This is a genomic window from Tatumella morbirosei (genome assembly GCF_000757425.2).
Lineage (GTDB): Bacteria > Pseudomonadota > Gammaproteobacteria > Enterobacterales > Enterobacteriaceae > Tatumella > Tatumella morbirosei.
Map to the genome: position 1 here is coordinate 841655 of NZ_JPKR02000005.1, position 22433 is coordinate 864087.

The following is a 22433-nucleotide window of genomic DNA, read 5'->3' on the forward strand; positions in this document are numbered from 1 at the left end:
TTGCCCGTGACGTTTCAGGGCTGAGCGTTATTAATCCGCTGCTGTGATCTCTGTTGCTGCTGTTGGATCTTCTGCTGCAGAGCCTGCGATTCCATCTGCTGATCATTACGCAATTTCATCTGCTGCTGTTGTTGCTGCATTTGCATCTGGTTTTGCATCCGTTGCTGGGAAATATTTGGAGTAACCCCTGCAGGGCGGTTTGTTGTCAGCGGATTGTGGTTAATTGCTGCCACTGCCATCAACGGCAGAGCTACTATTAACGCGGTTAGCAGAGTTTTTTTCATTGTAACCTCGGGTCTAATCAGCTTACTAAATTATAGTTTTGATACCGCCAGCGGGCAAATCTGTGCCTGACTGCCATGTTGTCTTAGCTGGCTGTCAGTCGTTACCCAAAGAGTGCGGATGCTGATTCCTCAGAACACTTTCCGCAGTAAATATCAAAAAAAGTAAAATTTGCCTTTACAAGTGATAATGATAATGATTATTATTCAATTGTTTTCACGAGACATCTCTCTCAGATAACTGGTGAAGACACGACATTGCTCACATTGCTTCCAGTATTTTTTGCCAGCCTTCAGGCTGGCTTTTTTTTGTCTGTTATTCAGCCGATATCACCAGACCACAGTGACTCTCTTCACTTTTTTTGAACAGAGGCTTGAAGTTTTTCCGCTATTTTTTCGTGCTATTCAGGTCCAGACTGGTAAGAAAATCGGAGGGCAATGAGATGATCTATTTACGTAAAGCGGAAGACCGTGGTCACGCACAACATGGCTGGCTGAACAGTTGGCATACCTTTTCTTTTGCCGGTTATCACGATCCAGACTTTATGGGGTTTTCGGCGTTAAGAGTGATTAATGAGGATATCATCGCGCCTGGCCAGGGATTTGGGGCCCATCCGCATAAAGATATGGAAATTCTGACTTATGTCTTGTCCGGAGAGGTTGAGCATAAAGACAGCATGGGGAACAAGGAACAGATTCAGGCGGGTGAGTTTCAGATAATGAGTGCCGGCACCGGAGTTCGTCACTCTGAATATAACCCCAGCAGTACCGATCCGTTGCATCTTTATCAAATCTGGATTATCCCGGAACGCGCTGGTATTGAACCGCGCTATGCTCAGCGGAAATTTGCGGCTAAGCAAGGACGTCAATGGGTACTGACTCCGGATGGCCGGGAAGAGTCACTGATCGTCTGGCAGGATATGACACTATCACGCTGGGCCCTGTTGGCGGGTGAACAGGACAAACTGTCACTGGAAGCTGGCCGTAATACCTGGGTTCAGGTAGTTAAAGGCAACCTGATCATCAACGGGCAGCAGGTAAACACCAGCGATGCACTGGCGCTCAGAGATGAAGATGCGCTGGAGATTGCTGCCGACAGTGACTCAGAGATTCTGATTTTCGATCTTCCACCGGTTTGATAGTCCGTGGCCAGCCCCGTTGCGCGTGATTGCCGACGGGGCATTTTTGTGTGACAAATTAATGCTAAACTCAGCCTAATCTCTCTGGTGTGAGTTTCGCAAACGATGAAGAAGAAAAGACCAGTACTTCAGGATGTTGCCGATAAACTGGGAGTCACTAAAATGACTGTCAGTCGTTATTTACGTAATCCTTCTCAGGTTTCGGCCGCATTAGGAGAAAGGATAGCCGTTGTTCTGGATGAACTTGGCTATATCCCCAACCGGGTCCCGGACATGCTGTCTAATGCTACCAGCCGGGCAATTGGTGTTCTGCTTCCCTCACTGACTAACCATGTATTTGCGGATGTGCTACGAGGTATCGAAACTATTACCGATGCCGCAGGATATCAGACGCTGGTTGCGCACTTTGGCTACGATGCACAGAAAGAAGAGCGGCAGTTACGGTCTTTACTGGGCTGGAATATTGATGGCGTGATCCTCACTGAAAGAACGCATACCCCGGCGACATTACGCATGCTGGAAATTGCCGGAATACCGGTGGTTGAAATTATGGATTCTGCCTCGCCGTGTCTCGATATGGCCGTCGGCTTCGATAATGTGGAAGCGGGACGACAGATGACAGAAATGCTGATTCGTCGTGGACACCGTTCAGCCGTTTATCTGGGAGCAAGGCTTGATGAGCGTACTCTGCAGAAACAGCAAGGGTATGAGTTGGCCATGTGTGAGGCAGGACTGGAACCGATGAGTATTATGGTTGAGATGTCATCCTCTTTTACCACCGGGGCTGTCTTGTTACAGCAGGCCCTGCAGCGCTTTCCACATATGGACAGTCTTTGCTGTACCAATGATGACCTGGCAGTAGGTGCCATGTTTGAGTGTCAGCGGCAGGGGATTGCCGTTCCGCAGCAGATAGCCATCATGGGATTCCATGGGCACGATATCACGCGGGTGGTGACTCCGGCGCTGGCCACGGTGGTTACGCCCCGTCAGCAGATAGGCGAGGAAGCCGCCGGGATGTTACTGCAAAGATTGAAAGGCGTAATGGTGTCAGAGAAAGTGCGTGACCTGGGCTTCAGTATCGATTGTGGTGGCAGTATTTAAGTATTTTTTATGATTCAGTTCACAGTTTGATGTTTTATTTGCCAAAGCTGTTGCCAGTAAATGTCCTGGTCATGACAATGTTTAATTAATTGTTATCGGTAACATTGCTGCATCAACAGTCGGGGCATAAAAATGAGTACAGCTTCTTCAAATCATCATGTGTTTATTCTGATGGGCGTATCCGGCAGCGGAAAGTCGGTAGTCGCCAATCGTGTCTCTCACCAACTGCAAACCGCGTTTCTTGATGGTGACTTTCTGCATCCCAGAGCGAACATTATGAAAATGGCCGATGGGCATCCCCTCAATGATCAGGATCGTCAGCCCTGGCTGCAGGCCATTAATGATGCGGCTTTTGCTATGCAGCGAACTCAGGCTGTATCGTTAATTGTGTGTTCGTCACTGAAAAAAAGTTACCGCGATATTCTCCGCGAAGGTAACAGCAATCTGAAATTTGTTTATCTGAAAGGTGACTTCGATACCATCGAGTCGCGTCTCAAAGCCCGTAAAGGACATTTCTTCAAACCTGCCATGCTGGTAACACAATTCGCCACTCTCGAAGAACCGACAGAGGATGAAACTGATGTCCTTACTGTGGATATCCGTCAGTCGCTGGATGAGGTTGTTGCTGCCACGGTTGACGCGATCAAACACGCAATTCAGTAAGGATTAATAATGATAAGTACCGCAACACTGGTGCTAACAGCGGCCGGATCGGTTCTGCTGCTGTTACTGCTGGTGATGAAAGCCAGGATGCATGCTTTCGTCGCTTTGATGTTAGTCTCCGTTGGCGCCGGAATAATGTCCGGAATGCCACTGATAAAAATTACCGAAACTATGCAAAAGGGTATGGGGGGCACCCTGGGATTTCTGGCTATAGTGGTCGCCCTGGGAGCAATGTTTGGGAAGATTCTTCATGAAACTGGAGCCGTCGATCAGATTGCTATCCGCATGTTGAAAACCTTTGGTGAAAAGAGGGCGCATTATGCGATGGGCATTGCCGGATTTATCTGTGCCTTACCGTTATTTTTTGAAGTCGCCATTGTATTGCTGATAAGTATCGCTTTTGCCGTGGCCAGACGTACTGGCGGCAATCTGGTAAAACTGGTGATTCCTTTGTTTGCGGGGGTCGCGGCTGCGGCGGCATTTGTACTGCCGGGGCCCGCTCCAATGTTGTTAGCCTCGCAGATGCATGCCGATTTTGGCTGGATGATTCTGATAGGGTTATGCGCAGCCATACCGGGCATGCTGATTGCGGGTCCGTTGTTTGGCAGCTTTATATCCCGACATGTTCACTTTTCTCTGCCTGCGGAAGATACTCAGCCGGAGGTTGAAGCCCATAAGCTCCCGTCATTTGGTTTCAGCCTGTCGCTAATCCTGTTTCCGTTAGTGCTGGTGGGGCTGAAAACTATCGGTGCGCATTTTGTAGCTGCCGGGACACCGGTGTATAACTTCCTGGAGTTTATCGGCCATCCGTTTATTGCAATTCTGTTGGCTTGTCTTATCACCATCTATGGTCTGGCTTATCGTCAGGGGATGGAGAAATCAAGGATTATGCAGATCTGTGGTGAGGCACTGCAGCCGGCCGGTATTATTCTGTTAGTCATTGGTGCGGGTGGGGTATTTAAACAGGTATTGGTAGATTCCGGAGTCGGCCCTGCGCTGGGTGATGCCGTGGCAGGTGCTGGTTTACCTGTCGCTGTGGCCTGTTTTATTCTGGCGGGCGCTGTCAGGATCATCCAGGGGTCTGCCACTGTTGCCTGTCTGACGGCAGTTGGGCTCATTATGCCGGTAATCGAACCTTTGCATTACAGTGGCGCTCAGCTGGCTGCGCTTTCCATCTGTATTGGCGGCGGCTCAATTATTTTCAGCCATGTTAATGACGCAGGATTCTGGTTATTTGGTCGTTTTACCGGAGCCTCGGAAGCCGAAACACTTAAGACCTGGACATTGATGGAAACCATTCTCGGGACCAGTGGCGGTATCATTGGTATGCTGGCCTTCTGGCTGCTTAGTTAATCTGACCGGTCTCCTTGCCATAATAACGCCGCAACAGAAAACCTGCTGCGGCGTTTTTTATAACTTCATGTAAGCGCGGATACCATCAAGGAACATTTGAGTTGCCAGCATGATCAAAATTAATCCCATCAGTCGTTCCAGTGCATTCACACCCTTACTCCCGAGCAGTCGTAAAAATATCCCGGACAGTAGCAGAATGGTTGAGGTTATCGCCCAGGCGAGTAACAGTGCCAGCACCAGCATCCCCGGCTGTCCCGGATACTGATGGGACATGAGCATCAGTGTCGCCAGTAATGAGGGGCCGGCAACCAGTGGAATAGCCAGGGGCACCAGAAAGGGCTCTTCACCCGCCGGAAGTCCAGAGCTGTCATTGCCAGGTCCAGGGAAAATCATTTTTATCGCGATTAGAAACAAAATAATGCCCCCGGAGATAGAGACCGTTTCAGCCCGCAGATTAAGGAATGACAGAATCTTTTCACCGGTAAACAGGAACAACAGCATAATAGCCAGAGCAATGAGCAGTTCACGCAGAATAACGATTCGCCGCCGCCGGGGATCAAGGTGTTTGAGTACTGACATAAAAATTGGCAGGTTACCCAACGGGTCCATGATAAGCAGCAGCAGTATGGTGGCGGAAATCATTTCGGTCATGAGTCGCAGAGTATCCTTTAGCTGAACGACAGATATAAGTTCAATTGTTTAAAAAGCCCGGCTCATCGAATTAATTCACTTGCCAGACAGTGTGCATTTTGTAGAGTTGGGGGTCACAGGTAAATCTGATTATTATGCCGGATGCTCAGAACAGGCATTTTAGTTAATTTTTTTCAGTAAAAAGCATCTGGTCAGTATAAATCCGCCCGGTGATCGTATAATCCTGCGATACGTTGTCAATGTTCCTGACAGTGTGGTGTGGCAAAATCTGGCTCAGAATACAGGATAAGCAGGCATAACATGAAAAATGTAGGTTTTATTGGCTGGCGAGGTATGGTGGGTTCCGTACTGATGTCCAGAATGACAGAAGAACGTGACTTTGATGGGATCAATCCGGTCTTTTTCTCTACCTCGCAGCACGGCCAGCCGGCACCGTCATTCGGTGGACGCCAGAATGGTGTTCTGCAGGATGCGGGTGATATTGAAGCATTACGCGCACTGGATATTATTATCACCTGCCAGGGTGGAGACTACACCAGCGATATCTATCCAAAATTACGGGCTTCCGGATGGCAGGGATACTGGATTGATGCTGCTTCAACTTTGCGTATGCAGGATGATGCCATCATTATTCTGGACCCGGTCAACCAGAACGTCATTCACCAGGGACTGGAAAAAGGTATTAAAACCTTTGTGGGTGGTAACTGTACCGTAAGCCTGATGCTGATGTCTTTGGGCGGGTTGTTTAGCCAGGGGTTGGTTGAATGGGCATCTGTTGCTACTTATCAGGCCGCCTCTGGTGGCGGTGCCCGCCATATGCGCGAGCTGTTAACTCAGATGGGTATGCTGCATAACCATGTTGCGAAAGAGCTTCAGGATCCTGCATCTGCGATCCTGGACATTGAACGCAAAGTGACAGATCTGACCCGTTCAGGAACTTTACCGACCGATAATTTTGGTGTTCCTTTGGCGGGCAGTCTGATCCCGTGGATTGATAAACAACTGGATAACGGGCAAAGCCGCGAAGAGTGGAAAGGTCAGGCAGAGACAAACAAGATTCTGGCAACTGATAAAATTATCCCGGTTGACGGGCTGTGTGTCCGTGTAGGAGCCCTGCGCTGCCACAGCCAGGCTTTTACCCTGAAACTGAAGAAAGATATCCCGCTGGCAGAGATTGAGCAGTTACTGGCAGGACATAACGAATGGGTTAAAGTGGTTCCGAATGACCGTGAACTGACCATGCGGGAACTGACCCCTGCTGCGGTGACCGGAACGCTAAGCACTCCGGTAGGACGTTTGCGTAAGCTGAACATGGGGCCTGAATATCTGTCGGCCTTTACTGTCGGCGACCAGTTGCTGTGGGGAGCTGCAGAACCTCTGAGAAGAATGCTACGTCAGTTGGCGGGCTAAGTCTCAGGAATTGAGCAATAAAGAAAGGCGGCTAATCAGCCGCCTTTTTGATCTCTGAGTGAATACTCAGATTTCGGTCACTGTATGCAGTTTCGTCGGCGCAGGCACTGGCACCACAGGGTGCTGTGCCTGTAGCCATTCGGTGATCCGTGCCTGCTGTTCCTGAGTCAGCCACATGCCCTGTTTGGTCCTGCGCCAGATAGCGTCATCCAGTTCGCGGACCCATTCGTGATCGACCAGATAGCGGAGTTCTGCCTCGTAAAATTCATGGCCGAAATTCTCACCTAAATCTTCCAGTTGTTGTGCATTGCCCAGTAATTTCTCAGTATTACTACCATAAGTCCTGGCATAGTGGGTGGCCATAGCGTCGGTAATAAACGGATAGCGCCTGCGTAAGCCAGCCGCAAAATCTTCGCGACTTCCGGAAAAATGTCCACCTGGTAGTACAGAAGTTTTTGTCCACGCCGGACCCGCTTCCGGATAGTATTTTGCCAGTTTTTCCATGGCGTGTTCTGCCAGTTTACGATAAGTCGTCAGTTTGCCGCCAAATACCGACAACAGTGGTGCTTTACCCTGGTCATCATGGACATCCAGTGTGTAGTCACGGGTGACCGCCTGAGGGGAGTCAGATTCATCGTCACACAGCGGGCGCACACCGGAATAAGTCCAGACAATATCCTGACGGGTCAGGCTGTGGCGGAAATGCACATTAAAGACCTTCAGCAGGTAGTCAATTTCGTTATCGTCGATGGCAACCTCTTTAGGATCGCCATGATATTCGACATCAGTCGTACCGATAATGGAAAACTCATCCATCCACGGAATGACAAACACAATCCGATGATCTTCATTTTGCAGGATGTAGGCCTGTTTATCTGTATGGACCCGGGGAACCACAATATGGCTGCCTTTGATCAGACGAATACCATAGGGTGATTTCAGCTCCAGCCCGTGATCAAAGAATTCTTTGACCCATGGTCCGGCAGCATTAACCAGCCCTTTGGCTTGCCAGCGGAATTTCTCTCCGCTGTCAGTGTTTTCGGCTTCAACCACCCAAAGGCCATTTTCGCGCCATGCCCGGGTCACGCGTGTACGGGTTTTTACTTCACCACCGCGTTCGGTCACGGCCTGTGCGTTGACGATGACCATTCTGGCATCGTCGACCCAGCAGTCTGAATATTCAAAGCCGCGGGTAATTTCGGGTTTTAAAACGGAATCACTTCCGAATTTGAGCCCTTTACTGGCCGGCAGACTGGTACGTTTACCCAGATGATCATACAGAAACAGACCCATACGTATCATCCAGGCAGGGCGTAAATGCGGACGATGGGACAGCCGGAAGCGCATCGGAAACGCCAGATGCGGTGCCATTTTCAGTAATACTTCACGCTCGGCAAGGGCCTCACTGACCAGACGGAATTCATAATGTTCCAGGTAGCGTAAGCCACCGTGGATCAATTTTGAACTGGCAGAGGATGTCGCGGATGCAAAATCCCTTGCCTCCAGCATCAATACCGACAGGCCGCGTCCGGCTGCATCTGCCGCAATACCGGCGCCGTTGATACCGCCGCCGATGACGATAAGATCTTTGGTTTCCACGTAATATCCCCCGATGTTCGGAAAATCAATTTTATGTTCGTTTTCGAGCGTAATAGTAGTCGAAAACAAACATTGATGCCAATAGTTAACCAGACGAAAACAATTTTGCGTGATAGAGATAACATAACGACACAACAAAAAACCCTGTGGCGATTTTTTAACGGATTATTGAAAGCCAATATCGGGTTACAATACACAGCAGTGAAGTGATCTGATGAGGTGAATGAGAGACATTATGGAAACTTACGAGTGTATCAGCGTGCAGCAGGCCGGTGAAAAGTTCCGGCAAGGAGCTTTGCTGGTGGATATCCGCGATCCACAAAGCTTTGAAGCCGCACATGTGGCTGAGGCCTTCCATCTGACCAATGGCACACTGAACAATTTTATTGCCAGTGCAGATATGGATCAGCCGGTATTAGTCCTTTGCTATCATGGCAATAGTAGTAAAGGTGCTGCACAGTATCTGATTAATCAGGGGTTTGATCAGGTTTATAGTGTCGATGGTGGTTTTGATGCGTGGAGGATCGCCTTCCCGTCGCAAATCCGCAGTGACGCGGGTCACAACTGAAGAGGTGATGCAGGGGCTCTTTCATGAAATGTATTTCTCAGTTTTCGAACCCGCGCATGGCTCAGGCATTTATCGATTATATGGCGACCCGCGGTATCCGTCTGCACCTCGAAAAACAGCAGCAACACTATCTTTTATGGCTGGATGATGAAGAACAACTGGCAGTGACAGAAGATGAATTAAGCCAGTTTCTGCGTGATCCCAATCATCCCCGTTATCAGGCAGCAAGCTGGGAAAGTGGCGATACCCGGTTTCAGATGAGTTATCCCCGTGGTCATCTGTGGCGGACCATCCGTGAGCGCGGTGGCCCTATGACTATGACCCTGTCGGCTATCTGTATTGTGGTGTTTATCCTGATGCAGATACTGGGAGATGAAACTGTATTGAGCTGGTTATCATGGCCCGACGGACCTGACCAGTATTTTCAGGTCTGGCGCTGGTTTAGCCATGCTTTCCTGCATTTCTCGTTGTTGCATATTCTGTTTAATCTGCTGTGGTGGTGGTATCTCGGCGGTGCGGTTGAGAAACGGCTCGGCACAGGCAAACTGTTTGTGATTACCCTGATATCTGCTTTGCTGACTGGCTGGATGCAGGCGAAATTTAGTGGTGTCTGGTTTGGCGGATTATCCGGAGTGGTTTATGCCCTGATGGGTTATTGCTGGTTACGGGGAGAGCTGGACCCTGACAGCGGCGTCTATCTGGAGCGAGGGCTGATTGTTTTTTCTATTCTGTGGCTGGTGGTGGGTTATTACGGTTTGTTCGGTATGTCGATCGCGAATATGGCACATTTCACCGGTTTGCTGGTCGGGCTGGCGATGGCCTACATGGACAGCCGGGCGGCGATAAAACAGCGCTGACAATTAAAATAATGAATCTCATAACCTACCTTCAGAGGAGTGTAATGTGAAGCAGACCCAGCGTCATGACGTGATTATTGAAATGGTAAAACGTCAGGGATATGTGAGTACTGAAGAGCTGGTCGAACATTTTTCCGTCAGCCCGCAGACCATTCGTCGCGATCTGAATGATCTGGCTGAACAGAATCATATTCAGCGCCACCACGGCGGTGCAGCATTGCCCTCCAGTGCAGAAAACACGGCCTGGCATGACCGTAAGATGATGTTTTCGGAAGAAAAAGCCAGGATAGCTCAGAAGGTGGCTGCACAAATTCCGGACGGTTCAACACTGTTTATTGATATCGGAACTACCCCGGAAGCAGTGGCCCATGCATTACTGAATCATAACCATCTGCAGGTGGTAACTAATAACCTGAATGTTGCTTTGTTACTGATGGCGAAGCCGGATTTCCGGGTGATTATCGCAGGCGGTGATGTGCGTTCACGGGACGGGGGGGTGATAGGCGAAGCAACTATGGACTTCATCTCGCAGTTCCGTCTTGATTACGGCATCCTTGGTATTAGCGGGATCGACATGGATGGTGCATTGTTGGAGTTTGATTACCACGAAGTACGTACCAAACGGGCAATCATTGAGAATTCAAGAAATGTGATTCTGGTTACCGACCATTCTAAGTTTGGCCGTAGTGCCATGGTTAATCTTGGCAGTATCAGTATGTTGGACAGTCTGTATACCGATAAGAAACCGCCGGAAGAGTTGCTGAAAGCCATTATCCAGAGTGATGTTCAACTGGTGCTTTGCTAAACAAAACAGCCCGCATTGCGTTGGAAGACGTTGCGGGCTGTTTGCTGTTTAATAGTAAGAGTGCTCACCTGGCTGGTGTTCTGTCAGGTCACGTACTCCTTTAAGTTCAGGGAACGCGGCCAGAAGCTCTTTTTCAATCCCTTCTTTCAGGGTGACATCCACCATTGAACAGCCGTTACATCCGCCACCAAATTGCAGGATAGCATAACCGTCATCGGTAATTTCCATCAGCGATACTTTACCGCCATGGCTTGCGAGTTGCGGGTTGATTTGGGCCTGTAACTGATATTCGACCCGTTCAATCAATGGCGCATCGTCAGCAACCTTACGCATTTTTGCGTTCGGTGCTTTCAGGGTCAGCTGAGAGCCGAGGTTATCGGTCACAAAATCGATTTCAGCCTCTTCAAGATAAGGGGCACTCAGCTCATCAACATAAGCTATCAGATTGTCGAAGCGGAGTTCAGTATCTGTGCTTTCCACTGCATCCGGAGGACAATAGGAGACACCACATTCTGCACCAGGGGTCCCCGGATTGATCACAAACACACGGATCTGTGTGCCTTCTTCTTGTTTAGCGAGAAGCTTAGCGAAATGCTCCTGGGCGGTGTCAGTAATACGGATCATAGCATTGCTCAATAGTTGACTGAAACAGTGGGTTATAATACGCCCATCACTGTGACTCTACAAGGTTCGGCACAGGCACCAGACCTGGATATCAGCCACAGCAGATTGGGCCAGTAATCGTGATATTTCACCGGCAGTACTACCGCTGGTCACAACATCATCGACTAATGCAACATGGAGTCCTGCCAGCTGTTTTTCAATACAAAACGCATTGTGAAGATTCTGTTTTCTCTGCGAGATATTCAACTGATGCTGCACAGCCGTTTTACGGGTACGGCGTAAAGCCTCTGAATCAAACTCACAGCCCAGCCAGTGAGCCAATGGTTGTGCCAGTAAGGCTGACTGGTTGAATCCCCGCTGCCGGAGCCGTTGTTTGTGTAACGGTGAGCATAGCAGGATATCCGGTTTATGTAGTCCATGCTCTCTGTGTTGCTTAATCCAGCTTAGCAAAATAAGCCGGGCAAGCATCACCGAGAGTGCGGTATAGCCGGAAAATTTAAATTTATGTAACAGCCTGCTCAGTGGTGGTTGATAATCTCCTGCACAGACCAGGTGTTGCCACGGCGGGGGCTTTTGCAGGCAGCGGCCACATTCTGCGCTATCCGTTGCTACAGGCAAGCCGCAACGCAGGCACAATGCCGGCAAGCGTGGAAGACGACGCTGGCAGCTACTACATATACCAGTGGCGGGTAGGGCCAGTGGCAGATGACATAACCAGCAATAACTCTTCAGAGTAAGCATGGTATCCTGATGTTTATTTACGGGGGTCATTTATCATGTCGCTTTACTGGCATACTTGTGGAGAGGGAAAAGCGGATCTTGTGCTGCTGCATGGCTGGGGATTGAATGCCGAAGTATGGCGGCCGGTGATCGGCCCACTCAGTGCACATTTTCGCCTGCATCTGGTCGATCTGCCGGGTTACGGACGCAGTCAGGGATTTCCGGCCCTGAGCCTGGAGCAAATGGTAGCCATTCTGCAGGCGCAGATTCCAGACAATTCGCTGATTGTGGGTTGGTCGCTGGGTGGCCTGGTGGCGACCCGGTTGGCCGGGCTGGCAGAGACCCCGGTACGCGGGCTAATTACCGTTGCCTCCTCTCCCTGTTTCACTGAACAGGAAGACTGGCCAGGAATCAAACCTTCAGTATTACAAGGGTTTAGTCAGCAGCTCAGTCACCATTTTGAAAAAACCATTGATCGCTTTATGGCACTACAAACCCTCGGCACCGAAACGGCACGGCAGGATACCCGGTTACTGCGTGAGGCCATTTTGTCGCAACCTCTGCCGGATCTGTCAGTGCTGAATACCGGACTGGAAATATTACAAACCACGGACTTGCGTGAACAACTACCCCTGCTGAATGTCCCTTTCCTGCGGATTTATGGAGCACTGGATGGTCTGGTGCCAAGAGTCATTGCCGGTAAGGTGGATCAACTGGCAGGACAAGGTCAGTCGGTAGTTATCGGAAAAGCCGGGCACGCACCGTTTATTTCTCATCCGGATTTGTTTTGCCAGTCTGTTAATGACTTTTTGCGTTATTGTTGAATTTTATTTGTAAGTTTGTTGCCTGTTTGCCGGTTGCACACTAATAATTTAGGTGAGTCCCTGAATTACCCCGACTGGACTGCAGTACATGGATTCTCTGTTCACTCAGAGCTATCCCTCTATGCCGTGGGTTTATATGATTAAACGACAAACTAAGAGGCTTACCCTATGAAATTTATTAAATATACAATAACCGCTCTGGTGGCAGGTGTGTTCTCCTTTTCGGCATTTGCAGCCGAAGAAGTGACTCAAAAGCAGGTAGATGAGATGAAACTCGAGTCACTGGGTACGATATCCACGACTAATCATGCAACTTCCCCGATGGATGCTCATAAAATTCTCTCCTCCGAGGCCGACAAAAAAGGTGGCAGATACTTCAGAGTTATCGCCGGACGTGAACATGGTCGTATCAGTGCAGTGGCTGAGGTTTACAAATAACATTTCTTCATGCAGGCAACCTAAGTTGCCTGCATGTGGTGAGATTTTTTACCTTGTAATGCTTCTCTGTTCTTTCGCTGGTTGTCATTCCCTGTCTTAGCGTTGCATACTTAAAAATCAAATCTATACCGCCGATGTTGCCGGTATATCACTTTCTATCTAAAGGTCAGATATGAGTCAGGTTATTACTGTTACTGCATTGATTACCGCAAAAGCGGGCGAAGAACAGGCTGTTGCTGAAGCATTGAAAATCGCCGAAAGAGAAGTGCAGGAGGAGTCGGGTTGTGAAGCCTATATCCTTCATCAGAACCTCGCGAATGCCTCACAATTTCTGATGCTTGAGCGTTGGACTTCCGCACAACATCTGACAGAACATGAGCAGTCACCGGCCTTTAAAAAACTCGGTGCCGCTATTGGTGGGCGTGCTGATATTGAAGTGATTAAATCTGTGCCTGTTGCCGGGGCCGACCACTAAGTCTACTGATATACCTCGCAATGTACATAAAATAGCAGAGCTGGCGGAACACGTTGTTGTGGTCCGCCAGACTTTACTGTCAGGTCGGATCTAACGTTTTTTCCCAAAGGCCGCCGCCAGTGCATCTTCCATGGCACTGTTGCCTGCAGGTTTCTGACGAGATTTGCCATTATCCTGACGAGCTTGTGGGCGCGATTGTCCTGCTGTATTTGCTTGTGCTACCGGTTTACGACGCTCTGATAGTTGTTCGTCCAGGCGCATTGTCAAAGCAATACGTTTACGCTGTAAATCAATTTCCAGCACTTTCACCTTCACGATATCACCGGCTTTCACCACCTGATGAGGGTCTTCGACAAATTTGTCGGAAAGTGAAGATATATGTACCAGTCCGTCCTGATGAACCCCGATATCGACAAATGCCCCGAAATTTGTGACATTCGTAACCGAGCCTTCCAGAACCATACCTGGCAGCAGGTCAGACATCGTATCCACGCCTTCGGCAAAAGTAGCAGTCCGGAATTCCGGACGTGGGTCGCGGCCGGGTTTCTCCAGCTCTTTTAAAATGTCGTTCACAGTAGGCAGACCAAAACGGGAGTCAGTAAACTGTGAGGCGTTTAATGATCGCACTGCAGCACTGTTACCCATCAACTCATCCAGAGCCTGCTGAGTAGCTGCCAGGATGCGTTCTACCACAGGGTAAGCTTCAGGATGGACCGTGGATGCATCCAGCGGGTTATCCCCCTGGTTTATCCGCAGGAAGCCGGCGCACTGTTCAAACGCTTTTGGCCCCAGCCGGCTGACTTTCAGGAGTTGCTGGCGGTTATGGAAACGTCCATTCTCATCGCGCCAATTGACAATATTCTGGGCCATCATCCGTGTCAGGCCCGCAACACGGGTCAGCAGGGCAACCGATGCGGTATTCAAATCGACACCTACCGCATTCACACAGTCTTCCACCACAGCATCCAGTTTTTTCGCCAGCAGGCTCTGGCTGACATCGTGCTGATACTGGCCAACACCGATCGATTTAGGATCGATTTTAACCAGTTCGGCGAGTGGGTCCTGAAGCCTGCGAGCGATGGAGACTGCTCCCCGTAATGAAACATCCAGGTCAGGGAATTCCAGAGCGGCGAGTTCGGACGCAGAATAGACTGACGCTCCGGCTTCACTAACGATCACCTTCTGCGCGGTGACCTGTGGAAATTGCTTCTGAAGATCGAGGAAGAAACGTTCGGTCTCTCTGGAGGCGGTACCATTTCCAATAGCAACCAGTTCTACCTGGTGACGGGTGCAAAGCGCAGCAACAGCCGCTGCTGCTTTTGCAGTCTGTCCGGTATGTGGATACACCGTATCGGTCGCCACCAGTTTGCCGGTAGCATCGACTACTGCAACTTTTACGCCGGTGCGTAAACCGGGGTCGAGCCCCATTGTGGCACGCATCCCGGCAGGAGCAGCCATCAGCAGGTCATGCATATTGCGGGCGAAAACATTAATAGCTTCTTCTTCCGCTTTTTCGCGCAGGGTACCCATCAGTTCAGTTTCCAGATGGAGTAACACTTTAATGCGCCAGGTCCAGCTGATCACGGCTTTACGCCAGTTGTCGGCCGGAGCATTGTTAAAAATGACCTGTAAATGGCTGGCAATCAGCGTTTCGCCATAACTCTCGCGGGGCGGCTCATCCGCTTGTGGGTCCGGATTAATCGACAGCTGCAGTATCCCTTCGTTTCGGCCACGGAACATGGCTAATGCACGGTGAGATGGGACTGAAGACAGTGGCTCATGGTGGTCGAAATAATCGCGGAATTTTATACCTTCTTCGGCTTTCCCTTCGGCGACCCGTGAAACCAGGTGTGCATTTTTTGCCAGATAGTCACGAACTTTGGCCAACAGAACGGCATCTTCGGCAAATTTTTCCATCAGGATATAGCGGGCACCATCCAGAGCGGCGCGGCTGTCTGCGACTCCTTTATCCGCGTCGACATACGGCTGGGCGGTAGTTTCAGGATCAGACTGAGGATTTTCCCATAACTGTGTGGCCAGAGGTTCAAGCCCGGCTTCAATAGCAATCTGCCCACGGGTCCGACGTTTCGGCTTGAATGGAAGGTACAGGTCTTCAAGCTCAGTTTTACTCAGTGTGCTGGTCAGTGCAGTGGCAAGAGCGGGGGTCATTTTGCCCTGTTCTTCGATGGAGCGGAGTATAGTCTGACGACGATCTTCGAGTTCACGCAAATAACCCAGTCGGGATTCCAGCTGTCTCAGCTGTGTATCATCCAGGCCACCGGTCACTTCTTTACGATAACGTGCAATAAATGGCACGGTATTCCCTTCGTCTAACAGATGCACGGCAGAATCGACCTGCTCTGCCCGCACCTGAAGTTCACTTGCAATAATCTGGCTTAGCGAATTTTTCATCTTTTGCATCAGGTTTCTACGGGGTTAATTTATAGCGGACAGTTATACGGACTGAGCGGACAAAATGCCAGTAGCCGCGCTCGCTTTGGGAGATATTCCTACCCGGCGTCAGGGTAGGTGACGGAATTCACATACCAGACAGCAATGCCAACGGGTGTTTCGACTCTGACAGTATCGCCGGGTTCCTTTTTTAACAGGGCTCTGGCCATCGGAGAATCGATGGAGATATAGTCTTTACGGCCGAAGATCTCATCGTAACCCACGATACGGAATTTCCGGATATCACCTTCATCATTCTCAATTTCTACCAGCGCGCCAAAAAATACTCTGCCTTGTTGCTGAGGCGAATAATCAACGATACGTAATGCTTCAAGACTTTTTGTCAGATAACGAACCCGTCGGTCAATTTCCCTTAGCCGCTTTTTGTTATACTGATAATCAGCATTTTCGCTGCGATCACCCAGACTGGCAGCCCAGGTGACTTTCTTTGTCACTTCAGGGCGTTCTTCTCGCCACAAATAGTCAAGTTCCTGCTTTAATTGATTGTAGCCTTCACGTGTAATCAGTGGCGTTCTCATTCGGGATCCCCGGGACGTAATGAAGTGTCAGTAAACAGTCAGCATTTGTAGGGAGGCGCGTCCGTGGAAGTCAGAATTTCGTCATCTGAGCCCGAAAACGGGTTGTGGGGCAGAAATAATGACCCGGAAGCAACTTTACAAGACAGGAGAAAAGTTTGTGTAAATTCAATACATTTCCCTGGCTTCCTCAGACCAAAACAGACATAACTTGCTGTTTAATATGCTTTGTAACAATTTTGGCCAGAATATAAACCATTATAAACTGTCACTGTAATATATCTTTTTTAACAATACAGCATCAGGCAATTGTGCCTTTGGGAGTGAAGAAATGCAGGAAAATTACAAAGTTTTGGTGGTCGATGATGACATGCGACTGCGGGCACTGCTGGAAAGATATCTGACAGAGCAAGGATTTCAGGTGCGTAGTGTGGCGAATGCTGAACAGATGGATCGCCTGCTGACCCGTGAATCTTTCCACCTGATGGTTCTGGACCTGATGCTGCCGGGCGAAGATGGCCTTTCTATCTGCCGTCGCTTACGCAGTCAGAGTAACCCGATGCCGATTATTATGGTGACCGCCAAGGGTGAAGAGGTTGACCGGATTGTCGGGCTGGAAATAGGGGCTGATGATTATATTCCTAAACCGTTTAATCCGCGTGAACTGCTGGCCCGTATTCGTGCCGTCTTACGCCGTCAGGCAAATGAGTTGCCGGGTGCACCTTCTCAGGAAGAAGCGGTGATTGCGTTTGGTAAATTTAAACTGAACCTCGGTACCCGGGAAATGTTCCGTGAAGATGAGCCAATGCCATTAACCAGTGGGGAATTCGCAGTGCTTAAAGCGCTGGTCAGCCATCCCCGTGAACCCTTGTCCCGTGACAAGTTAATGAATCTGGCCCGTGGCCGTGAGTATAGCGCTATGGAACGTTCTATCGATGTTCAGATTTCCCGTCTGCGTCGCATGGTTGAAGAAGATCCGGCACACCCACGTTACATCCAGACTGTCTGGGGCCTTGGATATGTGTTTGTTCCGGACGGCAGTAAAGCATGAAGCGATTCCGCTTCTCGCCACGCAGTTCGTTTGCACGTACCTTACTATTAATCGTTACCTTGCTGTTCGTCAGCCTGGTAACGACTTATCTGGTCGTGCTTAACTTCGCTATTCTGCCAAGTTTGCAGCAATTCAATAAGGTTTTGGCATATGAAGTCAGAATGCTGATGACGGATAAGCTGCAACTGGAAGATGGGACGCAACTCGAAGTTCCTCCGGCCTTTCGCCGGGAGATTTATCGGGAATTAGGTATTTCACTGTATACCAATGCGGCCGCGGAGGAAGGGGGGTTACGCTGGGCTCAGCATTACGAGTTTCTCAGTGATCAGATGGCTCAGCAACTGGGGGGACCGACCGATGTCCGGGTGGAAGTCAATAAAAATTCCCCGGTCGTCTGGCTGAAAACCTGGTTGTCACCCGATATCTGGGTGCGGGTTCCACTGACTGAGATTCATCAGGGGGATTTCTCCCCGCTGTTCCGTTATACCCTCGCGATTATGCTGCTGGCGATTTGCGGTGCATGGCTGTTTATTCGCATGCAAAACCGGCCACTGGTTGAACTGGAACATGCTGCCCTGCAGGTCGGGCAGGGGATTATTCCTCCGCCACTTCGGGAGTATGGTGCCTCTGAGGTTCGCTCTGTGACCCGGGCGTTTAATCAGATGGCGGCCGGAATTAAACAACTGGCTGATGATCGCACTTTGTTGATGGCAGGTGTCAGTCATGATTTACGGACTCCGCTGACCCGTATTCGTCTGGCAACCGAGATGATGGGGGAGGAAGAACGCTATTTGTCCGAATCTATTAATAAGGATATTGAAGAGTGTAACGCGATTATCGAGCAATTTATCGATTACCTGCGTACCGGGCAAGAAATGCAGACTGAGCGGGTTGACCTGAATACTGTGCTGGGTGAGGTGGTTGCTGCAGAAAGTGGTTACGAACGCGAAATTGATAACGCGGTGATGACCAGTGAGTTGTTGCTGGATATCAATCCGCTATCTGTTAAGCGTGCAGTGGCCAATATGGTGGTCAATGCTGCCCGCTACGGAAATGGCTGGATTCGGGTCAGTAGCGGCCGCGAGCTGAACAGGGCATGGTTCCAGGTGGAAGACAATGGTCCGGGAATAGAACCTGAACAGATTCAGCATCTGTTACAGCCCTTTGTGCGGGGCGACAGTGCACGCAGTACCAGTGGTACTGGCTTAGGTTTGGCGATAGTACAGCGTATTATTGATGCTCATCGCGGAGAACTGGAAATTGGCAGAAGTGAACAGGGGGGATTACGTATAAGAGCCTGGTTGCCGGTCCCGGCCTCAGAACTCCCTCAGACGACCACCTCTGGCCATTGAATGCTGGCAGGCTGACGGGAATGCTCATCCCGTCAGCCTGCGGTCAGTTATGCAGTACCGGGCCCGCTTTCACCAACTCTTTACCGGTCTCAGTATCCGTATATTGTTCAAAATTATCAATAAACTTACGTGCCAGAGCCTCTGCGTTTTCCTGCCATTTCTCTGCACTTTCCCAGCTGTTGCGTGGATCTAAAACCCGGTCATCCACATTTTTCAGAGAGACAGGAACCTGCAGGTTAAATACCGGAAGAGTATGCAGCGGAGCCTGTTGTAACTCATCGCTCAGAATAGCATTGATAATGGCCCGGGTATCTTTCAGTGAAAGACGTGAGCCTTTTCCGTTCCAGCCGGTATTGACCAGGTAAGCTTCTGCCCCGGCAGCCTGCATACGCTTCAGTAACACCTCAGCGTAACGTGTCGGGTGCAAAGTTAAAAACGCAGCACCGAAGCAGGCTGAGAAGGTGGGAGAAGGCTTAACTATTCCCCGTTCAGTTCCGGCCAGTTTTGCGGTGAAACCAGACAAAAAGTGGTACTGAGTCTGTTCAGGGGTCAGACGTGATACTGGAGGGAAAATACCAAAAGCATCAGCGGTCAGGAAGATAACTTTACGGGCATGACCCGCTTTCGATACCGGGCTAACAATATTATCAATATGGTTAATCGGGTAAGAGACCCGGGTATTTTCGGTTTTGCTGCCGTCATTGAAATCAATACTACCATCGGCCAGTACCACCACGTTTTCCAGCAATGCATCACGACGGATAGCCTGATAAATTTCGGGTTCAGCTTCTGCGGACAGGTGGATAGTTTTGGCGTAGCAACCTCCTTCAAAGTTGAAGACTCCATCATCATCCCAGCCATGTTCATCATCACCAATCAGCTCTCTGGCCGGATCGGTAGACAACGTCGTTTTTCCCGTACCTGACAGCCCAAAGAATACGGCCACATCGCCTTTTCTCCCGACGTTTGCAGAGCAGTGCATGGAAGCGATATCTTTCAGAGGTAACAGATAGTTCATTACCGCAAACAACCCTTTCTTCATTTCGCCACCGTACCAGGTGCCGCCAATTAACTGGATGCGCTCTGTCAGGTTAAATGCGACAAAATTTTCTGAATGGAGGCCCTGAGACTGCCAGTCAGGGTTGGTACATTTCGCGCCATTCAGCACCACAAAATCGGGTTCAAATTCTGCCAGTTCCGCCTCAGTCGGCCGGATAAACATATTTTTGACGAAATGCGCCTGCCAGGCCACTTCGGTCACAAACCGCACACTCAGACGACTGTCAGGGTTCGCGCCACAAAAAGCGTCCACCACAAACAGGCGTTTGCCTGACAGCTCTGACGTGACCAGCTTTTTTAGTGACTGCCAGGTTTCCTGAGACAGTGGTTGGTTATCATTTTTTCCTTTACTGCTGTCGCTCCACCACACATTGTGGCGGGTAGTGTCATCACGGACGATATACTTATCTTTCGGCGAACGGCCGGTAAAAATTCCGGTATCAACAGAAATTGCCCCATTATTTGTCAGTATTCCACGCTCATATCCTTGCAGCCCGGGATTCATTTCCTCATTAAACAGTGTGTCATAGTCAGGGTTATAAATAATCTCTGACGGGGCGGTGATACCTAATGGCGAAAGATCGGGTAACTTCCCGTGTCTGGAAGACATACGACTGCTCCTTTGAATCCTGAAATTGCAAATGGATGTGCCTGGTTTGATGACTGACAGATTGATCCATGCCGGATGGAATATAATCTGTCTGATGAATCCAGGCAGTTTACACCGGATAGATAATGCAGAAAGTGGGGGCGGGAAAAAGTGTGATGCTGGTTGTAATTCAATTTAATTGTTGGCATTAATTTAAACAATTCATGTCAACAAACGGTTAAACAGAGACCAGGAAGAGCGTGCAACGAGGCACGCTCCTTCGGGAAATCAATGAATTGAGTCGCTACCCGCCACGGCATTGTTACGAATATTAGCAACATCGACAGCGTCATAAATATAATGTGCGCCGCAATAATCACAATGCATATCTATCTGACCATCTTCAGCCAGAATCTGATCAATTTCATCGCTGGCAACGGTCTTTAGGACTTCCCCACACCGCTGGCGGGAGCAGGTGCATTTGAATACCACATCAACCGGGTCGAAGACAGTCACTTCTTCCTGATGATATAAACGCCACAACACGTCAGTCGCGGAAAGTGAAACCAACTCTTCGGCTTTAACGGTATCGGTTAATGTCGCCAGATGCTCAAAATCATTGGCGTCCGTGTCCTGCGCCGGCAGTACCTGCAACAGAACCCCGCCAGCCCCTTGTTCATTCTGCCGAATAATAATCCGGGTCGGTAACTGTTCGGAACGCATAAAATAATCTTCCAGACAGGTGGCCAGAGTGTCACCTTCCAGCCCGACCACTCCCTGGTAACGTTCACCTTTCTCCGGGGTAATGGTAATAATCAGGTAACCGTTGCCGACCATCTGCTTCAGTGTACTGTTGGCAGCGATATCGCCGCGAACCCGGGCTACACCGCGCAACTGCTGATGATTATTACCATTGATCACTGCCATAGATAGCGGGCCATCTCCCTGTAACTGCACAGTAATGTCACCTTCAAATTTCAGGGTTGCAGTCATCAGGCTGGTCGCGACCAGCAGTTCCGCCAACAGTTCCTGAACCGGCTGTGGGTAGTCATGGTCTTTAACAATGTCCTGCAGGGTTTGTGACACATTCACCAGTTCACCACGGACGGCAACATTGTTGAATAAGAAACGATGGAGTTGGTCTTGTACTGACATAAGGTCTCTCTCAGGGCGAATATTTTATTCATCACCCGTTAATTTAAATTTAATTAAATGACGGCGCTCTTTTTTATCCGGGCGTCGATCCGGATGTGGCATCGTCAGGGCAAACTGTTTGCGGGCTAAGGCCTGAGCCTCTCGTTTTTCAATACTTTCCGGCGTTTCCCGGTACAGTAATTGTGCATCTGTGGCACTGCCACGGCGATCACTAATCCCGGTAACAATTACTGTACGTTGATCATTTCCCTGGCGCAAAATCAGCTGTGCATCCATTTCAACATGCTTACCAGGTTTCGCTCGCTGACCGTTATAATGTACCTTGCCGCCTTCAATCATCTCTCTGGCAATAGCCCGGGTTTTATAAAAACGAGCTGCCCAAAGCCATTTATCCAGCCGGACATCCTGGCCGGGATCCTGTGGTTTCATGCTGACCCCCGTCTTATCCTCGAACTGCTGTACATTACCGGTTATGCAAAGCATAACCGAGGTGGCAACAGTGGGCGGTCTGGTCTGAAACTTAATGACCTGACCTGCGCTATCTGTAAGTATGGGTGGATATCGGTAAATCAAGAAACTGAGCACATCCTGATCATCATATCTGCAACCTTGCGATACCAGATCGTATGATGATAACTGACATCCCCATGATAATTTTATCACACAGCAGGCCGTGTATTTACAGTATAACGGTGAATCAGGTACTGAGTGACTATCACCGACCGACCGTGT

23 protein-coding genes are annotated in these 22433 nt (G+C 49.6%); 13 read left to right on the forward strand and 10 right to left on the reverse strand.

Going from position 1 to position 22433, the window contains the following annotated elements; all coding sequences use genetic code 11:
- Nucleotides 1-14: 14 nt before the first annotated feature.
- A complete protein-coding gene (locus tag HA49_RS19425; RefSeq protein ID WP_038016481.1) occupies nt 15-284 on the reverse strand; it encodes a DUF2756 domain-containing protein in 270 nt (89 codons plus the stop codon).
- Nucleotides 285-724: 440 nt separating this feature from the next.
- Here HA49_RS19425 and HA49_RS19430 point away from each other — a divergent pair, with 440 nt between their 5' ends.
- The 4 genes from HA49_RS19430 to gntU all read left to right on the forward strand — a co-directional run bounded on the left by HA49_RS19430 (nt 725) and on the right by gntU (nt 4537).
- Nucleotides 725-1420 carry a pirin family protein gene (locus HA49_RS19430; protein ID WP_038016482.1) on the forward strand — a complete coding sequence of 232 codons (696 nt, stop codon included), beginning with the start codon at nt 725-727 and terminating at the stop codon, nt 1418-1420.
- Nucleotides 1421-1525: 105 nt separating this feature from the next.
- Nucleotides 1526-2521 (forward strand): gluconate operon transcriptional repressor GntR, encoded by a 996-nt coding sequence (gntR, locus tag HA49_RS19435; protein ID WP_038016484.1) that lies wholly within the window; start codon nt 1526-1528, stop codon nt 2519-2521.
- 132 nt (nt 2522-2653) lie between these two features.
- The gene (gntK, locus tag HA49_RS19440) at nt 2654-3184 is read left to right on the forward strand and encodes a gluconokinase (RefSeq protein ID WP_038016485.1); all 531 of its coding nucleotides are present in this window, start codon (nt 2654-2656) and stop codon (nt 3182-3184) included.
- 12 nt (nt 3185-3196) lie between these two features.
- Complete coding sequence (gene gntU / locus HA49_RS19445; RefSeq protein WP_038016721.1) at nt 3197-4537, forward strand: gluconate transporter; 1341 nt, start codon at nt 3197-3199, stop codon at nt 4535-4537.
- A gap of 57 nt (nt 4538-4594) precedes the next feature.
- Here gntU and HA49_RS19450 read toward each other — a convergent pair whose 3' ends face one another.
- Nucleotides 4595-5188, reverse strand: coding sequence for a YhgN family NAAT transporter (locus HA49_RS19450; protein ID WP_038016486.1), 594 nt, complete (start codon nt 5186-5188; stop codon nt 4595-4597).
- 300 nt (nt 5189-5488) lie between these two features.
- Between HA49_RS19450 and asd the strand changes: the two genes are divergently transcribed.
- Nucleotides 5489-6598 (forward strand): aspartate-semialdehyde dehydrogenase, encoded by a 1110-nt coding sequence (gene asd / locus HA49_RS19455; protein WP_038016489.1) that lies wholly within the window; start codon nt 5489-5491, stop codon nt 6596-6598.
- A 66-nt stretch (nt 6599-6664) separates the two neighbouring features.
- On the opposite strand, the gene glpD is transcribed toward asd, so the two are convergent.
- The gene (gene glpD, locus HA49_RS19460; protein ID WP_038016723.1) at nt 6665-8197 is read right to left on the reverse strand and encodes a glycerol-3-phosphate dehydrogenase; all 1533 of its coding nucleotides are present in this window, start codon (nt 8195-8197) and stop codon (nt 6665-6667) included.
- Between the two features lie 235 nt (nt 8198-8432).
- On the opposite strand from glpD, the gene glpE reads away from it, so the two are divergent.
- Genes glpE through HA49_RS19475 form a run of 3 tightly spaced genes read left to right on the forward strand, consistent with a single transcriptional unit; the run spans nt 8433 to nt 10427 of the window.
- Nucleotides 8433-8765 (forward strand): thiosulfate sulfurtransferase GlpE, encoded by a 333-nt coding sequence (glpE, locus tag HA49_RS19465; protein ID WP_072055969.1) that lies wholly within the window; start codon nt 8433-8435, stop codon nt 8763-8765.
- Between the two features lie 23 nt (nt 8766-8788).
- Nucleotides 8789-9622 (forward strand): rhomboid family intramembrane serine protease GlpG, encoded by an 834-nt coding sequence (gene glpG / locus HA49_RS19470; RefSeq protein ID WP_038016492.1) that lies wholly within the window; start codon nt 8789-8791, stop codon nt 9620-9622.
- Between the two features lie 46 nt (nt 9623-9668).
- Complete coding sequence (locus tag HA49_RS19475) at nt 9669-10427, forward strand: DeoR/GlpR family transcriptional regulator (protein WP_038016494.1); 759 nt, start codon at nt 9669-9671, stop codon at nt 10425-10427.
- Nucleotides 10428-10475: 48 nt separating this feature from the next.
- Here the strand turns inward: HA49_RS19475 and nfuA are convergent, their stop codons facing one another.
- Together nfuA and gntX are read right to left on the reverse strand one after the other, a co-directional pair.
- Nucleotides 10476-11051, reverse strand: a complete 576-nt coding sequence (gene nfuA / locus HA49_RS19480; RefSeq protein ID WP_038016496.1) for a Fe-S biogenesis protein NfuA — start codon at nt 11049-11051, stop codon at nt 10476-10478.
- Between the two features lie 57 nt (nt 11052-11108).
- On the reverse strand, nt 11109-11792 hold the full coding sequence (gene gntX / locus HA49_RS19485; protein WP_038016498.1) for a DNA utilization protein GntX: 684 nt from the start codon (nt 11790-11792) through the stop codon (nt 11109-11111).
- 32 nt (nt 11793-11824) lie between these two features.
- Between gntX and bioH the strand changes: the two genes are divergently transcribed.
- The 3 genes from bioH (at nt 11825) to HA49_RS19500 (ending at nt 13508) form a co-directional block, all read left to right on the forward strand.
- Nucleotides 11825-12595, forward strand: coding sequence for a pimeloyl-ACP methyl ester esterase BioH (gene bioH, locus HA49_RS19490; protein WP_038016499.1), 771 nt, complete (start codon nt 11825-11827; stop codon nt 12593-12595).
- 168 nt (nt 12596-12763) lie between these two features.
- Nucleotides 12764-13033 carry a YdgH/BhsA/McbA family protein gene (locus HA49_RS19495; RefSeq protein WP_038016501.1) on the forward strand — a complete coding sequence of 90 codons (270 nt, stop codon included), beginning with the start codon at nt 12764-12766 and terminating at the stop codon, nt 13031-13033.
- A gap of 172 nt (nt 13034-13205) precedes the next feature.
- Entirely contained in the window at nt 13206-13508 is a 303-nt protein-coding gene (locus HA49_RS19500) for a putative quinol monooxygenase (protein ID WP_038016503.1), read from the forward strand.
- 90 nt (nt 13509-13598) lie between these two features.
- Here HA49_RS19500 and HA49_RS19505 read toward each other — a convergent pair whose 3' ends face one another.
- Nucleotides 13599-15920 (reverse strand): Tex family protein, encoded by a 2322-nt coding sequence (locus HA49_RS19505; protein WP_038016505.1) that lies wholly within the window; start codon nt 15918-15920, stop codon nt 13599-13601.
- 98 nt (nt 15921-16018) lie between these two features.
- Nucleotides 16019-16498, reverse strand: a complete 480-nt coding sequence (gene greB, locus HA49_RS19510; protein WP_038016507.1) for a transcription elongation factor GreB — start codon at nt 16496-16498, stop codon at nt 16019-16021.
- Between the two features lie 328 nt (nt 16499-16826).
- Between greB and ompR the strand changes: the two genes are divergently transcribed.
- Nucleotides 16827-17546 (forward strand): osmolarity response regulator transcription factor OmpR, encoded by a 720-nt coding sequence (gene ompR / locus HA49_RS19515; RefSeq protein WP_025901501.1) that lies wholly within the window; start codon nt 16827-16829, stop codon nt 17544-17546.
- On the forward strand, nt 17543-18898 hold the full coding sequence (gene envZ / locus HA49_RS19520; RefSeq protein WP_038016510.1) for a two-component system sensor histidine kinase EnvZ: 1356 nt from the start codon (nt 17543-17545) through the stop codon (nt 18896-18898). Before ompR ends, envZ begins: the two co-directional genes overlap by 4 nt.
- 43 nt (nt 18899-18941) lie before the next feature.
- Here the strand turns inward: envZ and pckA are convergent, their stop codons facing one another.
- The 3 genes from pckA to hslR all read right to left on the reverse strand — a co-directional run bounded on the left by pckA (nt 18942) and on the right by hslR (nt 22130).
- Nucleotides 18942-20567, reverse strand: a complete 1626-nt coding sequence (gene pckA / locus HA49_RS19525) for a phosphoenolpyruvate carboxykinase (ATP) (RefSeq protein ID WP_038016512.1) — start codon at nt 20565-20567, stop codon at nt 18942-18944.
- Nucleotides 20568-20834: 267 nt separating this feature from the next.
- Nucleotides 20835-21701, reverse strand: coding sequence for an Hsp33 family molecular chaperone HslO (gene hslO / locus HA49_RS19530; protein WP_038016514.1), 867 nt, complete (start codon nt 21699-21701; stop codon nt 20835-20837).
- Between the two features lie 24 nt (nt 21702-21725).
- Nucleotides 21726-22130: a ribosome-associated heat shock protein Hsp15 gene (gene hslR, locus HA49_RS19535; protein ID WP_038016516.1), complete on the reverse strand. Its 405-nt coding sequence runs from the start codon at nt 22128-22130 to the stop codon at nt 21726-21728.
- Between the last annotated feature and the right edge of the window lie 303 nt (nt 22131-22433).

Bases quoted from the DNA above. Each gene is read 5' to 3' on its own strand.
- HA49_RS19500 (WP_038016503.1), top strand. From the start codon at position 13,206: ATGAGTCAGGTTATTACTGTTACTGCATTGATTACCGCAAAAGCGGGC.
- gntK (WP_038016485.1), top strand. From the start codon at position 2,654: ATGAGTACAGCTTCTTCAAATCATCATGTGTTTATTCTGATGGGCGTA.
- nfuA (WP_038016496.1), bottom strand. From the start codon at position 11,051: ATGATCCGTATTACTGACACCGCCCAGGAGCATTTCGCTAAGCTTCTC.
- glpG (WP_038016492.1), top strand. From the start codon at position 8,789: ATGAAATGTATTTCTCAGTTTTCGAACCCGCGCATGGCTCAGGCATTT.
- ompR (WP_025901501.1), top strand. From the start codon at position 16,827: ATGCAGGAAAATTACAAAGTTTTGGTGGTCGATGATGACATGCGACTG.
- pckA (WP_038016512.1), bottom strand. From the start codon at position 20,567: ATGTCTTCCAGACACGGGAAGTTACCCGATCTTTCGCCATTAGGTATC.
- HA49_RS19430 (WP_038016482.1), top strand. From the start codon at position 725: ATGATCTATTTACGTAAAGCGGAAGACCGTGGTCACGCACAACATGGC.
- HA49_RS19505 (WP_038016505.1), bottom strand. From the start codon at position 15,920: ATGAAAAATTCGCTAAGCCAGATTATTGCAAGTGAACTTCAGGTGCGG.
- envZ (WP_038016510.1), top strand. From the start codon at position 17,543: ATGAAGCGATTCCGCTTCTCGCCACGCAGTTCGTTTGCACGTACCTTA.
- hslR (WP_038016516.1), bottom strand. From the start codon at position 22,130: ATGAAACCACAGGATCCCGGCCAGGATGTCCGGCTGGATAAATGGCTT.
- gntR (WP_038016484.1), top strand. From the start codon at position 1,526: ATGAAGAAGAAAAGACCAGTACTTCAGGATGTTGCCGATAAACTGGGA.
- HA49_RS19425 (WP_038016481.1), bottom strand. From the start codon at position 284: ATGAAAAAAACTCTGCTAACCGCGTTAATAGTAGCTCTGCCGTTGATG.
- asd (WP_038016489.1), top strand. From the start codon at position 5,489: ATGAAAAATGTAGGTTTTATTGGCTGGCGAGGTATGGTGGGTTCCGTA.
- hslO (WP_038016514.1), bottom strand. From the start codon at position 21,701: ATGTCAGTACAAGACCAACTCCATCGTTTCTTATTCAACAATGTTGCC.
- glpE (WP_072055969.1), top strand. From the start codon at position 8,433: ATGGAAACTTACGAGTGTATCAGCGTGCAGCAGGCCGGTGAAAAGTTC.
- greB (WP_038016507.1), bottom strand. From the start codon at position 16,498: ATGAGAACGCCACTGATTACACGTGAAGGCTACAATCAATTAAAGCAG.
- HA49_RS19495 (WP_038016501.1), top strand. From the start codon at position 12,764: ATGAAATTTATTAAATATACAATAACCGCTCTGGTGGCAGGTGTGTTC.
- gntX (WP_038016498.1), bottom strand. From the start codon at position 11,792: ATGCTTACTCTGAAGAGTTATTGCTGGTTATGTCATCTGCCACTGGCC.
- HA49_RS19450 (WP_038016486.1), bottom strand. From the start codon at position 5,188: ATGACCGAAATGATTTCCGCCACCATACTGCTGCTGCTTATCATGGAC.